This window comes from Streptomyces actinomycinicus (genome assembly GCF_016741775.1).
Taxonomy (GTDB): Bacteria; Actinomycetota; Actinomycetes; order Streptomycetales; family Streptomycetaceae; genus Streptomyces; species Streptomyces actinomycinicus.
In genome coordinates this window covers 142741-157925 of sequence record NZ_JAERRK010000003.1, presented here as the reverse complement: position 1 = coordinate 157925, position 15185 = coordinate 142741, and the positions used below count along the sequence as shown (strand labels likewise).

The following is a 15185-nucleotide window of genomic DNA, read 5'->3' as shown; positions in this document are numbered from 1 at the left end:
CCCGGGCCGGGCCGCCCGGCGTTCCGGGACGCGGTCCTTCGGCTGAACCGCCGGAGGTAACCCGCTACCGTTGGCCGGATGAGCCCCGAGGCCCACTCAGCCCCTCGGTCCCTCGCGGAGGCGCTCCGCGCACGGGACGACGCCTCCCTGGCCGCGCTGCTGCGCAGCCGCCCGGACCTCATCACCCCGGTCCCCACCGATCTCACCCAGCTCGCCACCCGCGCCGGCACCCGTGCCTCGGTGCTGCGCGCCCTGGAGCGGCTGGACCGGTTCGCGCTGCAGACCGCGGAGGCCCTGGCCGTGGCCCCGGACCCGGCCTCGTACGACACCCTGCTCGGGCTGATGGCCGGGGACGCCGGGGACGAGACGGTGGCCGGCGCGCTGCCGCATGCCGTCGCCACCCTGCGCGAGCAGGCCCTGCTGTGGGGCGCGGACGACCGGCTGCGGCTGGTGCGCACCGCCCGCGAGCTGCTGGCCCCCTCGGCGCAGCATCCGTCCCCGACCGGGCTCGGACCCTCCGTGCAGGAAGCCACCTCGGGCATGTCGCCGGGCCGGATCCAGGAGATCGTGGCGGCGGCCGGGCTGCCGTCGACCCACGACTCGGTGTCCGCCGCGGCCGCGCTGACCGCGCTGTTCACCCACCGCAGGAAGATGGCGAAGCTGCTCGCCGGGGCCCCGGACGCCGCCCGCGAGGTGCTGTCCCGGCTGGTGTGGGGGCCGCCGTACGGGCAGGTCACCCCCGATCCCGCGGCGCATCTTCGCTGGCTGCTGGACCGCGGCCTGCTGCTGCCGACCGCGCCCGGCACGGTCGTGCTGCCCCGCGAGGTGGCCCTGCACCTGCGCGCGGGCCGTGCCCACCGCGGCGTCGAGCCGCTGCCGCCCGCCGTGGCGCCGGCCGCGGTCCACGGCGCGCAGGTGGTGGACGCGACCGCGGCGGGGCAGGCGTACACCGCCCTGGCCACCCTCGAGGAGCTGCTGAAGGACTGGGACGAGGGCGGGCCGGCCGTGCTGCGGGCGGGCGGGCTCAGCGTCCGTGACCTGAAGCGGACCGCCGTGGCGCTGGACGTGTCCGAGCCGGTCGCCGCCTTCTGGTGCGAGCTGGCCTACGCGGCCGGTCTGATCGCCTCCGACGGCGAGGCCGACGAGCGGTACGCCGCCACCCCCGCCTACGACGAGTGGCGGGACCTGCCCCCGGCCGAGCGCTGGGCCTGGCTGGCCCAGGCCTGGCTGGCGGCCACCCGCACACCGGGGCTGGTCGGCGGCCGGGACGCGAAGGACCGGACGCTGTCGACGCTCGGACCGGGCCTGGACCGGTCCGCCGCGCCCGAGGTGCGGCACCGGGTGCTGTCCCTGCTCGCCGGGCTGCCGCGGGGCGCGGCCCCGGACGCCGAGTCGGTACTGGCCCGGCTGCGCTGGGAACGGCCGCTGCGGGGTGCGAACCCGGACGGCGGCGACGATCTGCGCTCCCGGCTCGCCCGCTGGACCCTCTCGGAGGCGGAACTGCTGGGTGTGACCGGGCGGGGTGCCCTGTCGGCACACGGGCGTGCCCTCTTCGGCGCGCCGGCCGCCGAATCCGCCGGGTCCGGCGCGTCCGCCGCCGCTTCCGGCGCCGCGGAGCCCGTCGGGCCCGGGGACAAGCTCCCGGTGCACCACCACCGGCCGGCCGACCGGCTCGCGCCGCTGCCGCCCGCCGAGCAGGCCGTGGCGACCGCCGCCGCGGCCCGCCTCCTCGCCCCGCTGCTGCCCGAGCCCCTGGACCACGTGCTGCTCCAGGCCGACCTGACGGCCGTCGCGCCGGGGCCGCTGCAGCGCCCGCTCGCCGACATGCTGGGCGTGCTCGCGGACGTGGAGTCCAAGGGCGGTGCGACCGTCTACCGGTTCACGCCGGCGTCCGTGCGCCGCGCCCTGGACGCCGGGCGGGCCGCGAGCGACCTGCACGCCTTCCTCACCGAGCACTCCCGCACCCCGGTGCCGCAGCCGCTCGCCTACCTGATCGACGACGTGGCCCGCAGGCACGGCCACCTGCGGGTCGGTGCGGCCTCGGCGTACGTGCGCTGCGACGACGACGCCCTGCTGAACGAGATCCTCGCCGACAAGCGTGCCGCCGGTCTGCGGCTGCGCCGGCTGGCGCCGACCGTGCTGGCCGCCCAGACCGATCCGGCGACGCTGCTGGAGGGGCTGCGCGGGATGGGGTTCGCGCCCGCGGCCGAGTCCGCCGAGGGTGACGTCCTGATCACCCGCGCCCATGCCCACCGCACCCCGCCGCGCACCGCGCCCGAGCCGGTGCCGGACGGGCCGCCGCCGCCCGACGCCACGCTGCTCGCGGCGGCGATCCGGGCGATCCGGGCCGGTGACCTGGCCGCCACCGCCCCGCGCAAGACGGTCGGCGAGCCTCTCGCGGGCGGTGAGCTGCCGCGCACCTCCTCGGCCGAGACCCTGGCCACCATGCAGGCGGCCGTGCTGACCGGCGAGGCCGTGTGGATCGGTTACGTGAACGCCGACGGTGCCGCCAGCCAGCGCGTCATCGCACCGATCCGGGTGGAGGGCGGTTTCGTGACGGCGTACGACCACACGGCGGACGAGGTGCGGACGTTTCCGCTGCACCGGATCACCGGGGTCGCCGAGCTGGCGGAGGAGTAGCGCCGGCCCGGCCCGCCCGCAGCCGCACCGGTCCCGTCCCCGGCCCCCGCGGGCCTCGGGGCATGCCCGCCCGATGAGGCACACTGGATGTTTGGCCAGGCCCAGCCCTCAGAAAGGCAGCCGCGCGTGAACGGTCCGCTGATCGTCCAGTCCGACAAGACCCTGCTCCTGGAAGTCGACCACGAGCGGGCCGACGACTGCCGCCGTGCCATCGCGCCCTTCGCCGAGCTGGAGCGGGCGCCCGAGCACATCCACACCTACCGGGTCACCCCGCTCGGCCTGTGGAACGCGCGCGCCGCCGGGCACGACGCCGAGCAGGTGGTCGACGCCCTCGTGCAGTACAGCCGCTACCCGGTGCCGCACGCGCTGCTCGTGGACATCGCCGAGACGATGGACCGCTACGGCCGCCTCACCCTCACCAAGCACCCGGCGCACGGACTCGTGCTCAGCACCACCGACCGCCCGGTCCTCGAGGAGGTGCTGAAGTCCCGGCGGATCGCCCCGCTGGTGGGGGCGCGCATCGACGCGGACACCGTGGTCGTGCACCCCTCCGAGCGCGGGCAGATCAAGCAGACGCTGCTGAAGCTGGGCTGGCCGGCCGAGGACCTCGCCGGGTACGTCGACGGCGAGGCGCACCCGATCGAGCTGCTGGAGGAAGGCTGGGCGCTGCGCCCGTACCAGAAGCAGGCCGTGGAGAACTTCTGGCACGGTGGCAGCGGTGTCGTCGTGCTGCCCTGCGGCGCGGGCAAGACGCTGGTCGGCGCCGGCTCCATGGCGCAGGCCAAGTCCACCACCCTGATCCTCGTCACCAACACCGTCTCCGCCCGCCAGTGGAAGCACGAGCTGGTGAAGCGGACCTCGCTGACCGAGGACGAGATCGGCGAGTACAGCGGGACGCGCAAGGAGATCCGGCCCGTCACCATCGCCACCTACCAGGTCCTCACGACCAGACGGAAGGGCGTCTACCCGCACCTGGAGCTGTTCGACTCCCGGGACTGGGGGCTGATCGTCTACGACGAGGTGCACCTGCTGCCCGCCCCCGTCTTCAAGTTCACCGCCGACCTGCAGGCGCGCCGCCGGCTGGGGCTCACGGCCACCCTGGTCCGCGAGGACGGCCGGGAGTCGGACGTGTTCTCCCTGATCGGGCCCAAGCGTTTCGACGCGCCCTGGAAGGAGATCGAGGCGCAGGGCTACATCGCGCCCGCCGACTGTGTCGAGGTCCGCGTCAACCTCACGGACTCCGAGCGGCTGGCGTACGCCACCGCCGAGACCGAGGAGAAGTACCGCTTCTGTGCCACCACCGACACCAAGCGGAAGGTCACCCAGGCCCTGGTCCGCCGGTTCGCCGGGCAGCAGATCCTCGTCATCGGCCAGTACATCGACCAGCTCGACGAGCTGGGCGAGCATCTGAACGCGCCCGTCATCAAGGGCGAGACGTCCAACGCCCAGCGCGAGAAGCTGTTCGACGCCTTCCGTGAGGGCGAGATCAGCGTGCTCGTCGTTTCCAAGGTCGCGAACTTCTCCATCGACCTGCCCGAGGCCACGGTCGCCATCCAGGTGTCCGGCACCTTCGGCTCCCGCCAGGAGGAGGCCCAGCGGCTCGGCCGGGTGCTGCGCCCGAAGGCCGACGGCCACCAGGCGCACTTCTACTCGGTGGTCGCCCGCGACACCATCGACCAGGACTTCGCCGCCCACCGGCAGCGCTTCCTGGCCGAGCAGGGCTACGCCTACCGCATCGTGGACGCGGACGAGATCCTCGCCGAAGGCTAGGCGCAGCCCTGGGCGGACGGTCTAGAAGAAGGCGTGGTACTCCATCCAGCCCGTGGTCCTGCCGGACTTGCCGTAGTACCAGTCGCCGCCCTTCGCGGTGCAGTACACGCGTACGTTGCTGCCCGCGAACACGGACTTCTTGACCTTGGACCGGAAGCTCGGGCTGGTGTACATGTCGGCGTGGTCCCACTGGACGACCTGCAAGGTCTTGTCCTTGATGTTCTTGGTGCACGCGGAGGAGCCGACGGCGGAGGCGCCGGGCGCGGCCAGCACGGTGGCGCCGAGGGCGAGAGCGGTGGCGGCGGTCAGACCGGTCACCGCCTTGCGGATCGAAAGGGTCGAGAAGGGCATTCCTGTTTCCCCGTTTGCTCGGTCGAAAGGATCGGACAACGGCCGATCATGCTGCCATACGAGATCAGAAGCCCGATGCCCAGGAGGGGGTATGCGGCCGCCAACGGCTGCTGCCACCAAGGAAGTTCCAGGTCGAGGGCGCCCTCGTGGGGCAGCAGCCACATCGTGCGGGCGGTGAAGACGAGGGCCACCAGCGCCGCCGTACGGGTCCGGCCCTCCGCCAGCAGCACCGCGAGGAGCGGGACGCACCACACCCAGTGGTGCGTCCAGCTGATCGGGCAGACCAGCAGGGCCGTGAACGCGGTCAGCAGGATGCCGTGGCTCTCGTGGCGGGCCCGGCCTGCCAGCACGGAGCCGGCCACGGCGAGCGCCGCTGCGGGGAGTGTCCAGGCGACACCCGGGGCGGGGTCGTGCAGTACCCGTGCGATGAGCCCCTGCAGGGACTGGTTGTCGACGATCCACGCCTTGCCCACCCGGCCGGTCTCGTAGAGGCGCCGGGTCCAGAAGTCGGCGCTCGCCGCGGGGAGCAGCAGGACGCCGAGCAGGACCGTGGCCGCGAGGCCGGCCGTCGCCGTGGCCGCCTCCCTCCGGTGTCCGCGCAGGAGCAGGAGGACCACGAAGAGGGCGGGTGTGAGCTTGATGCCGGTCGCGAGACCGAGGGCCAGGCCCCTGGCGCGGGCGCCGGGGGGCCGGGTCAGGTCCCACAGGACCAGGCAGACGACGGCCAGGTTGATCTGGCCGAACGTGAACGTCTGGAAGACCGGTTCGAGCCAGAGGGCGAGGGCGGTGGCCGTGCAGAGCAGGGGCAGGGACAGGGTGCGGTGCGCGAGCCGGGCGGAGAGGGCGACGAGGGCGAGGAGCAGGAGCGCGTTGCCCGCCAGGGACGCCGCCTTCAGGGCCGGCACGGGCATCCAGTCCGCGGGGACGAAGAGGATCGCCGCGAAGGGCGGGTAGGTCGCCGGGAGGTGCCACTTGGTGACCGTGAAGCCGTACAGGTCGGTGCCGTGCGCCACGGCCGCGCCCTCGGCCCGGTAGACGAGCAGGTCGGTCATCGTGGCGTCGTGCAGGACGCAGAGGGCGGTGAACGAGGCGAGGGACACTGCGAGGAGGGTCAGGGCAGGGAGGCGGGGCGTCACCGTCCGTTTGCGCACGGATATAACCCTATGCTGCTACTTGCGATGTACGCCCGTTTCCTCACCGTACTCGCCGAGGACGACGACGCCGAAGGCCGCTTCCAGGAAGACCTTCACGGCGCGCAGGGCATTGCCCAGCGGGTGGTGATGGGCGCCCTCGACGGCGGTGGCGCCGGACGGGGGCCTGCCCGAGGAGGGGGTGATGGTTGCTGCGCTCATGTCTCCATGGTGGAACCGCACCCCCGTCCCCCGCATCGGTCCACAGGGTCGGTGCGGGCGGAAATTCGTTGGACCGCTCCCGCCGCCGCGCCTAGAATCTCCGCTCTTGCCCGCCTCCCTCACGGAGTGCCGTCGTCCGGCCGGAACCGGACGGCATCGTCGTAGCCCGCGCACCAGGCCCACCGGAGGCACCCCTTGTCCACGCCTGTCGACGACCCCCTGGCCCGGGAAGGCGCCCACCTCGCCGCGTCCCGTTCCGCCCTGCGCGCCATGCGGGAGGACGTGGAGGCCCTGGACATCACCGATGTCACCGCGAACTGGGTCAACGCCGAGGTCCTGGCCCGCCAGATCGACGAGCGCATCAAGGCGCTGGCCGACCTCAGCGACACCCCGCTGTTCTTCGGCCGGCTCGACTACCTGCACGCGCCGGGCGCCGAGCGGGCCGAGGGCGCCGCGGGGGAGCGTTTCTACATCGGGCGGCGGCACGTCCACGACGCCGACGGCGACCCCATGGTCATCGACTGGCGGGCGCCGGTCTCGCAGCCGTTCTACCGGGCGTCCAAGAAGGACCCCATGGACATCGCCCTGCGCCGCCGCTTCGGCTACACCGGCGGCGACCTGACCGCCTACGAGGACGAGCACCTCTCCGACCCAGGGGAGGCCGCCGGCACCAGCAAGCTGCTCCAGCAGGAGATCGAGCGGCCGCGCGTCGGCCCGATGCGGGACATCGTCGCCACCATCCAGCCCGAGCAGGACGAGATCGTGCGCAGCGGGCTCGGCGGCACGGTCTGCGTGCAGGGTGGCCCGGGGACCGGGAAGACGGCCGTCGGACTGCACCGGGTGGCGTATCTGCTCTACGCCCACCGGGAACGGCTGGCCCGCACGGGCACCCTGGTCATCGGGCCGAACCGGTCGTTCCTGCACTACATCGAGCAGGTCCTCCCCGCGCTCGGCGAGCTGGCGGTGCAGCAGGCGACGGTGGACGACCTCGTCGCCCATGTCGAGGTGCGCGGCGCGGACGACGCCCCCGCCGCGATCGTCAAGGGCGACGCCCGGATGGCGCAGGTGCTGCGCCGGGCCCTGTACGCGCACGTCACCTTGCCGGCGGAACCGGTGGTGGTGGTGCGCGGCTCGCGGCGCTGGCGGGTACCGGCGTACGAACTGGAGGAGATTGTCCGCGAGTTGCTGGACCGGGACATCCGCTACGGCGCCGCCCGTGAGGCCCTGCCGCAGCGCATCGCGCACGCGGTGCTGGTGCAGATGGAGCGGGCCGGGGAGGCCCCGGACGACCGGGTGCAGGACGCGGTCGCACGCAACAGCGCGGTGAAGGCGGCCGTGAAGGCGGTCTGGCCGGCCGTCGACCCGGCCAGGCTCGTGCTGCGGCTGCTGTCCGACGCGGAGTTCCTCGCCGAGCACGCCGAGGGGATCCTGGACGGGGACGAGCAGAAGACGATCCTGTGGGCCAAGCCGGTGCGCAGCGTGAAGTCCGCCAGGTGGTCGGCCGCGGACGCGGTGCTGATCGACGAGGCCGCCGACCTGATCCAGCGCACCGCCTCGCTGGGCCATGTCGTGCTGGACGAGGCGCAGGACCTGTCGCCGATGCAGTACCGGGCCGTCGGCCGCCGCTGCACCACCGGCAGCGCCACCGTGCTGGGCGACCTCGCGCAGGGTACGACCCCGTGGGCGACGCGGAGCTGGGCGGAGGCGCTGGACCACCTCGGGAAGCAGGAGGGGGCGGTCGAGGAGCTGACGGCCGGTTTCCGGGTGCCGACGGACGTCATCGCGTACGCGTCCCGCCTGCTGCCGCACATCGCGCCGGGCCTGACCCCGGTCGCCTCGGTCCGGGAGAACCCGGGCTTCTTCGAGGTCCGCAGCGCCACGGAGACGTCCGAAGTCGTCGCCGCCTGCACGGAGTTGCTGCGCAACGAGGGCTCGACCGGCCTGATCGCCGCCGACGCCCGTGTCCCGGCACTGGCCGAGGCACTGACCGCGGCCGGTATCGGGTTCCTGGCCCCGGGTGAGGAGACGACCCGCGAGACCCGGCTGACCCTGGTCCCGGCCTCACTCGCCAAGGGCCTGGAGTACGACTACGTGGTCCTGGACGAGCCGCAGGCCGTGGTGGACGGTGAACCGGACGAACGGACGGGCCTGCGCCGGCTGTACGTGGCGCTGACCCGGGCGGTGTCCGGGCTGATCGTGACGCACGCGGCGCCGCTGCCCGCGCAGCTGGCCGCGTAGGGCGCTGTGCCGTCCCGGCACGTCCCCGCCGACCGGGGGGGGACGTGCGCGCACGACGACGGCGACCGGACCGGTCAGGACCGTGCATGGCTAGCCGGCGACGCCGTCCAGTGCCGTGCGCCAGCGGGCGACCGCTTCGGCCGAGACGGGCCCGTCCCAGCCGTCGGGGCGTGCGGCCCCGCCGATGTGGAACGCCTCGATCCCGCCGGCCCTCAGCCGCGGCACGTGTTCCAGGCGCAGTCCGCCGCCGACCAGTATCTGCTGCTCGTACCCCGGCTTCCCGCCGTGTGCGGCCTCGCTGAGCAGGGTGGGCAGGCCATCGTCCACGCCCGTGGCGGAGCCGGCCGTGAGGTAGGTGTCCAGGCCGGGCAGGTCGGCGAGCTGCTTGCGCAGGGTGTCGCGGTCGGCGGCCCGGTCGATGGCCCGGTGGAAGGTCCACCGGCAGCCGCCGAGCACCTCGACGACCCGCTCCACCGCGCTCAGGTCGGCCGCTCCGTCCGCGTCCAGGAAGCCGAGCACGAACTGGTCGGCGCCGGCCGCCCGCAGCTCGCCGGCCGCCCCGACGAGCCGCTCCGGGTCCCCGGCCGCGAAACCGTCCGCGAGGCGGAGCATCACGCGCAGGTCGATGTCGACGGCGGCACGGATCGCGGCGACGGTGGCGGCCGGGGGGGTGAGCCCGTCGGCCGCCATCTCGGTGACCAGCTCCAGCCGGTCCGCGCCTCCGGCCTGGGCGGCGACCGCGTCCTCGACGTCGAGGGCGATCACCTCCAGGACTGCACGCTCGCTCATGGCACCCCATTCTTCGGCGACTACAGGTCTAGTCCAATTCAAGAGTACGCCGGTCCCGGAGCGCCATGGCGCCACCGGCCGTCACGACGCCCCGATCCCCTGGCGCACCCCCGCCAGGGGCGCCGGAGCGCGGCCGGCACGGAAGAATGGCGACCATGGCCGACCTCGACGCCCTGCGCCTCCGCTTCGCCCGCGCCCTGGACGCGGTCCGCGCCCCCGGCGCCGGCCCCGACCCCGCGCCGTTCGCCGACAACCTGCTCGCCCGCTGGCAGGAGCCACAGCGCCGCTACCACACGGTGGCCCACCTCACCGCCGTGCTCGATCACATCGACGTCCTGGCGGAGTACGCCGCCGACCCGGACCTGGTCCGCCTGGCCGCCTGGTTCCACGACGCCGTCTACCTGCCCGACCGGTCCGAGAACGAGGAGCGGTCCGCGCGGCTGGCCGAGCGCGCCCTGCCGGAGGCCGGCGTGTCCGGGGCCGGGACGGCCGAGGTGGCCCGGCTGGTCCGGCTCACCGTGACCCACGACCCGGCCGACGACGACCGCAACGGCCGGGTGCTGTGCGACGCCGACCTCGCCGTCCTGGCCGCGCCCCCGTCGGCGTACGCCGCCTACACCGCCGAGGTCCGCGAGGAGTACCACTTCGTCCCCAACGAGGCCTTCCGCCAGGGACGTTCGGCGATCCTGCGCCAACTCCTTGGCTTGCCAAGGCTGTTCCGCACCCCCTGGGGGCAGGAGCACTGGGAGGCCACCGCCCGGTACAACCTCACGGCCGAGCTGGAAATGCTGTCGACCTGAGACCGGCGGCGCCCGTACTGTGCGCACATGCGGACGATGAACGGGGACCGGGTGGAGGCGGCCGTCGCGGACTGCACGGCGACCCTGCGCACGGCACTGGGCCGGGACTGGGACACGGTGAACGCGGGCGGCCTGGAGTGGAGCTGCCGCGCCACGGCCTTCCACATCGCCCAGGCCCTGGCCACGTACGCGATCCGCCTCGCCGGCCGCGCCCAGGAGCGCCTCCCGCTGCGTTTCGAACTGCCCGAGGACACCGACGACGCCGGCCTGCTGTCGGTGATCGAGGCGGCCGGCGCCCTGCTGGCCGCGGCCGTGCGCACGGCGCCGCCCGGCGCCCGCGGCTTCCACCCCCTCCCCTTCGGCAGCGCCGACCGCGAGGGCTTCGCCGCGATGGGCGTCACCGAGGCGCTCCTGCACACCCACGACATCGCCCGCGGGCTCGGCGTCCCGCACGAACCCGACCCGGAACTCGCCGCCGCCGCACTCCCCTGGCTCTTCCCGCACGTCCAGCCCGGCCCCGAACCGTGGCCGACCCTGCTGTGGGCGACCGGCCGCGGCGAACTGCCCGGCCGCGCCCCGGTCACCGAGTGGACCTGGTACAACAACCTCGTCATCCCCGCCGGGCGCGTCACCCTGACCGGCATCCGCCCGGCCGTCGCCGACGACCTGCGCCTGGGCGGCACGGGCGGCCTCGACTGGCTCGAGGGCGGCCCGCACGAGGGCACCCGGCAGGCCTGCGCGTCCCTGATGAAGGCGTACGAAGCGGGCGTCCACCGGCCGGAGTTCGGGGTCTTCGCGCTCGTCCGGCCCGAGGACGGCCGTGCCGTCGGCGGCATCTGCTTCCACGGCGCCCCGGACGAGGAGGGCCGGGTCGAGATCGGCTACGACCTGCTGGAGGACGCCCGCGGCAGCGGCTGCGCGACCGACGCGGTGCGCACCCTGACCGAGTGGGCGCTGGCCCGGGACGACGTCGACACGGTCATCGCGACGATCGAGGCCGGCAATCTGCCCTCGCAGCGCGTGGCGGCCCGGGCCGGGTTCGTCCGGGCGACCGTGGACGAGGAGCGGACCGCCCGCGAGGAGTACGACATGGAGGGCGGCTTCCGGCTCTACGTCCGCCGTGTCTGACGCCCCTTGGGGCGGCGCAGCCCGGCGCCGCGCAGCAGGCGGACCACCTCACGGCTGCTGATCTCCACGGCTCCGGCGGCCACCGCGTCGCCGTAGCGGTGCGAGGGGAGGTCGTAGTGGTCGCGCTCGAAGGCCCGCCGGGGCACGCCGAGCTTCTCGGCGAACCGGTGCAGCTCCTCGTACGAGGCGTCGCTCACCAGATGCGACCACATGCGCCCGTGGCCGGGCCAGGTCGGCGGGTCGATGTAGACGGTCACCGGGGCCTCACGAGGACGAGGTCCCGCCGGCGGCCGAGCCCAGGGAACCCACCGACGCGACCTTCACGCCCGCCTTGTGGCACACCCAGTGCGGGTCGGGGCCCAGTTCCGGCTCCACGTCCAGTGCGTGCGGGTCGCCCGAGCCGCACACGGGGCACAACGGCCAGCGGCCGTACCGCTCCAGCAGCGCGTCCTGCACGTCCTGTGCGACCAGCCCGGCGACGAAGGCGGCGCCGTCCGGCCACTGCTCGACCCACCAGCGCCGCTGCGCGACGGACTCCTCCACCAGCGACACCACGTCCGCCTCGGCGACCTGGCCCGCGACCAGATCCGCGAGCACCAGGGCGCGGGCCGCGTGCAACGCCTGCTCCAGGGGGCTGATGGGGTCCATGTCCCCCATTGTGCGCACTCTTGACCGCAACACCGAACCGAAAATATCTTTCAAAGGTGACCCAGGACGTGAAGGAAATTTTCGGCAGTCCCGGTGGCTCCCTCGCCGCGAAGGTGCGCACGCTCGCCCCTTCCATGACCCGGTCCATGCAGCGCGTCGCCGAGGCCGTGGCGGGTGACCCCGCCGGCTGCGCCGCCCTCACGGTCACCGGACTCGCCGAACTCACCGGCACCAGCGAGGCCACGGTCGTCCGCACCGCCCGGCTGCTGGGCTACCCGGGCTACCGGGACCTGCGCCTCGCGCTCGCCGGCCTCGCCGCCCAGCAGCAGTCCGGCCGCGCCCCCGCGATCACCACCGACATCGCCGTGGACGACCCCATCGCCGACGTCGTCGCCAAGCTGGCCTACGAGGAGCAGCAGACCCTCGCCGACACCGCCGCCGGGCTCGACACCGCGCAGCTGGGCGCGGCGGTCACCGCGCTCGTCGGTGCCCGCCGCACCGACGTGTACGGCATAGGAGCGTCCGGCCTCGTCGCCCAGGACCTGACCCAGAAGCTGCTGCGGATAGGGCTCATAGCACACGCGCACAGCGATCCGCACCTCGCGGTGACCAACGCGGTCCAGCTCCGTTCGGGTGACGTGGCGATCGCGATCACGCACTCCGGGTCCACGGGGGACGTCATCGAGCCGCTCCGGGTCGCCTTCGAGCACGGGGCGACCACCGTCGCCATCACCGGCCGGCCCGACTCGCCGGTCACCCAGTACGCCGACCACGTACTCACCACCTCGACCTCGCGGGAGACGGAACTGCGGCCGGCCGCGATGTCCTCCCGGACGAGTCAGCTGCTGGTCGTGGACTGCCTGTTCGTGGGAGTCGCGCAGCGGACGTACGAGACCGCGGCTCCGGCGCTGGCCGCGTCGTACGAGGCGCTGGCGCACCGGCACCGCAGCACCACGCGTTAGACCGTAGGACTGGACGCAGCGGGCATCCGCGGGCCGGACGCGGCTGATCGCGCCCCGCGGCCGAGCCGCACGGCACGCACAGGCCCGCGCCCCCAGGGAACTGCCCAGACCCGCACCGGAGAGAGCCACCCCCCATGACCTCCCAGGATTTGCGTACCGAGCTGGCCTCGCTGACCACCGAGGCCTTCCGGCCCGAGCTGTCCGACATCGACCAGTTGCCCACCCTCGACATCGCCCGGCTGATGAACGGCGAGGACACGGGCGTACCCGCGGCCGTCGCCGCCCAGTTGCCGCGGATCGCCGCCGCCATCGACGCCGTGGCCGAACGCATGGCCCGCGGCGGCCGGCTCGTCTACGCCGGTGCCGGGACCGCCGGACGGCTGGGCGTGCTCGACGCCTCCGAGTGCCCGCCCACCTTCAACACCGATCCCGCCCAGGTCGTCGGCCTCATCGCGGGCGGGCCCGAGGCCATGGTGACCTCCGTCGAGGGCGCCGAGGACTCCGGGGAACTGGCCCGCGAAGACCTCGACGCCCTGAAGCTCACCCCCGAGGACACCGTGGTCGGCGTCTCCGCCTCCGGCCGCACGCCCTACGCGGTCGGCGCCGTCGCGCACGCCCGCGCCCTCGGCGCCCTCACCGTCGGCCTGGCCTGCAACGAGCACAGCGCGCTCGGGGCCGCCGCCGAGCACGCCATCGAGGTCGTCGTCGGCCCCGAACTGATCACCGGCTCCACGCGCCTGAAGGCCGGCACGGCCCAGAAGCTGGTGCTGAACATGCTGTCGACCATCACGATGATCCGGCTCGGCAAGACCTACGGGAACCTGATGGTCGACGTGCGGGCCTCCAACGCCAAACTCCGGGCGCGCTCGCACCGGATCGTGTCCCTGGCCACGGGAGCGGACGACACCGAGATCGAGAAGGCCCTCACGGAGACGGGCGGCGAGGTGAAGCACGCCATCCTGGCCCTGCTCGCCGGGGTCGACGGCCCGACGGCCGCCCGCCTTCTGGAGGAGTCCGGCGGTCATCTGCGTGCCGCGCTGGCGCACGCACCCCGCTGACCCGCACGCTCGGGGCGTGCGCAACGACCCCGCCTCCACCGCCACCGCCGTCCTCACCCGGGTCGGCGGCCCGGCCAACGTCACCTCCGTGACCCACTGCATGACCCGTCTGCGGCTGACCCTCGCCGACCCGGCGGCCGTGGACGAGGAGGCCCTGCGGGCCCTGCCCGGAGTGCTGGGCGTGGTGGCCGACGGGGACAGCCGGCAGATCGTGCTCGGGCCGGGGGTGGTGGAGGCGGTCACGGCGGCGGTCGCACAACAGGTCGGCGAGCAAGGCGCCTCCCGGGGCGCGGCGGTCGCGCGGCAGGCGGGCGAGCAAGCCGCCTCCCGGGGCGCCCGCTTGAAGGAGGACCTCCGGCGCCGCAACAGCACCCCCTTCAAGACCGCCCTGCGCCGCATCGCGAACGTCTTCGTCCCGCTCATCCCGGCCCTCATCGGCTGTGGCATCCTCGCCGGACTGGGCGGCCTGTTCGTGAACGCCGGCTGGCTGCCCGCGCTCACCCCCGCCCTGTCCGCCGTCGCCTCCGCCTTCATGGCACTGATCGCGGTGTTCGTCGGGCACAACACGGCGAAGGAGTTCGGCGGCACACCCGTGCTGGGCGGGGCGGTGGCGGCGGTGGTCGTGTACCCGGGCGTGGCGAAGGTGACGGCCTTCGGGGCGCACCTGGCGCCCGGACAGGGCGGGGTGCTGGGCGCGCTCGCGGCGGCGTTCCTGGCGACCCGGGTGGAGAAGTGGTGCCGGGGCCGGGTACCGGGCGCGCTGGACGTGCTGCTGACCCCGACCCTGACCGTCCTCGTCCCCGGTCTGGTGACGCTGTACGGCCTGATGTACGCGGCCGGCGCGGTGGCGACGGCGATCGGCACCGCCGCGAACTGGCTGCTCGCGACGACCGGCGCCGTGGCCGGCCTGGTCCTCGGCGGTCTCTTCCTCCCGCTGGTCATGCTGGGCCTGCACCAGGCCCTGATCCCGCTGCACGCCACCCTGATCGACCAGCAGGGCTACACGGTCCTGCTCCCGCTGCTGGCCATGGCGGGCGCCGGCCAGGTGGGCGCGGCCCTCGCGGTGTACGTCCGGCTGCGCCACGACCTCTCGCTGCGTACGACGATCAGGTCGGCGCTCCCGGCCGGGCTGCTGGGTGTGGGCGAGCCGCTGATCTACGGGGTGTCGCTGCCGCTGGGGCGCCCGTTCGTGACGGCGTGCGCGGGCGGGGCGGCCGGCGGCGCCTTCGTCGGGTTCTTCGCGATGCTCGGCGACAAGGTGGGGGCGACGGCCATCGGCCCGTCCGGCTGGGCCCTGTTCCCCCTGCTGGCCGGGAACAGAAGTCCCGCCCTGACCGCGGCGATCTACGCGGGCGGCCTGCTCACCGGCTATCTGACCGGCTTCCTGGCGACCTACCTGGCCTTCAGACCCGCCCCCGCCCCGGCGCCCGCGACCTGACCCGCCCCCGG

General features: G+C 74.2%; 14 protein-coding genes. 8 read left to right on the top strand and 6 right to left on the bottom strand.

The genetic code is table 11. The features are described from left to right. Positions 1-78 precede the first annotated feature (78 nt). The gene (locus JK359_RS07735) at positions 79-2640 is read left to right on the top strand and encodes a helicase-associated domain-containing protein (protein ID WP_201833224.1); all 2562 of its coding nucleotides are present in this window, start codon (positions 79-81) and stop codon (positions 2638-2640) included. 126 nt (positions 2641-2766) lie between these two features. After that, a complete protein-coding gene (locus tag JK359_RS07730) occupies positions 2767-4410 on the top strand; it encodes a DNA repair helicase XPB (protein ID WP_201833221.1) in 1644 nt (547 codons plus the stop codon). A 21-nt stretch (positions 4411-4431) separates the two neighbouring features. On the opposite strand, the gene JK359_RS07725 is transcribed toward JK359_RS07730, so the two are convergent. Genes JK359_RS07725 through JK359_RS07715 form a run of 3 tightly spaced genes read right to left on the bottom strand, consistent with a single transcriptional unit; the run spans position 4432 to position 6113 of the window. Beyond that, a complete protein-coding gene (locus JK359_RS07725; protein ID WP_201833219.1) occupies positions 4432-4761 on the bottom strand; it encodes an SH3 domain-containing protein in 330 nt (109 codons plus the stop codon). After that, the gene (locus JK359_RS07720) at positions 4725-5912 is read right to left on the bottom strand and encodes a glycosyltransferase 87 family protein (RefSeq protein ID WP_372445362.1); all 1188 of its coding nucleotides are present in this window, start codon (positions 5910-5912) and stop codon (positions 4725-4727) included. Before JK359_RS07720 ends, JK359_RS07725 begins: the two co-directional genes overlap by 37 nt. Positions 5913-5930: 18 nt before the next feature. Further along, the gene (locus JK359_RS07715; protein WP_201833218.1) at positions 5931-6113 is read right to left on the bottom strand and encodes a hypothetical protein; all 183 of its coding nucleotides are present in this window, start codon (positions 6111-6113) and stop codon (positions 5931-5933) included. Between the two features lie 195 nt (positions 6114-6308). Here JK359_RS07715 and JK359_RS07710 point away from each other — a divergent pair, with 195 nt between their 5' ends. Then, positions 6309-8351, top strand: a complete 2043-nt coding sequence (locus tag JK359_RS07710) for a HelD family protein (protein ID WP_201833216.1) — start codon at positions 6309-6311, stop codon at positions 8349-8351. A gap of 90 nt (positions 8352-8441) precedes the next feature. Here the strand turns inward: JK359_RS07710 and JK359_RS07705 are convergent, their stop codons facing one another. After that, a complete protein-coding gene (locus tag JK359_RS07705; RefSeq protein ID WP_201833209.1) occupies positions 8442-9140 on the bottom strand; it encodes a copper homeostasis protein CutC in 699 nt (232 codons plus the stop codon). 155 nt (positions 9141-9295) lie between these two features. On the opposite strand from JK359_RS07705, the gene JK359_RS07700 reads away from it, so the two are divergent. Then, positions 9296-9940, top strand: coding sequence for an HD domain-containing protein (locus tag JK359_RS07700; protein WP_201833207.1), 645 nt, complete (start codon positions 9296-9298; stop codon positions 9938-9940). A gap of 51 nt (positions 9941-9991) precedes the next feature. Beyond that, on the top strand, positions 9992-11068 hold the full coding sequence (locus JK359_RS07695) for a GNAT family N-acetyltransferase (RefSeq protein ID WP_201833953.1): 1077 nt from the start codon (positions 9992-9994) through the stop codon (positions 11066-11068). Here the strand turns inward: JK359_RS07695 and JK359_RS07690 are convergent. Then, a complete protein-coding gene (locus tag JK359_RS07690) occupies positions 11050-11325 on the bottom strand; it encodes a DUF4031 domain-containing protein (protein WP_201833205.1) in 276 nt (91 codons plus the stop codon). The genes JK359_RS07695 and JK359_RS07690 overlap by 19 nt on opposite strands. A 7-nt stretch (positions 11326-11332) precedes the next feature. After that, positions 11333-11716: a DUF8819 family protein gene (locus tag JK359_RS07685; protein ID WP_201833203.1), complete on the bottom strand. Its 384-nt coding sequence runs from the start codon at positions 11714-11716 to the stop codon at positions 11333-11335. 56 nt (positions 11717-11772) lie between these two features. On the opposite strand from JK359_RS07685, the gene JK359_RS07680 reads away from it, so the two are divergent. From JK359_RS07680 to JK359_RS07670, 3 genes are all read left to right on the top strand, one after another. Then, a complete protein-coding gene (locus tag JK359_RS07680) occupies positions 11773-12678 on the top strand; it encodes a MurR/RpiR family transcriptional regulator (RefSeq protein WP_201833201.1) in 906 nt (301 codons plus the stop codon). 134 nt (positions 12679-12812) lie between these two features. Beyond that, positions 12813-13736 carry an N-acetylmuramic acid 6-phosphate etherase gene (gene murQ / locus JK359_RS07675; RefSeq protein ID WP_201833199.1) on the top strand — a complete coding sequence of 308 codons (924 nt, stop codon included), beginning with the start codon at positions 12813-12815 and terminating at the stop codon, positions 13734-13736. A gap of 16 nt (positions 13737-13752) precedes the next feature. After that, positions 13753-15174, top strand: coding sequence for a PTS transporter subunit EIIC (locus tag JK359_RS07670; RefSeq protein ID WP_201833193.1), 1422 nt, complete (start codon positions 13753-13755; stop codon positions 15172-15174). The last annotated feature ends 11 nt before the right edge of the window (positions 15175-15185 follow it).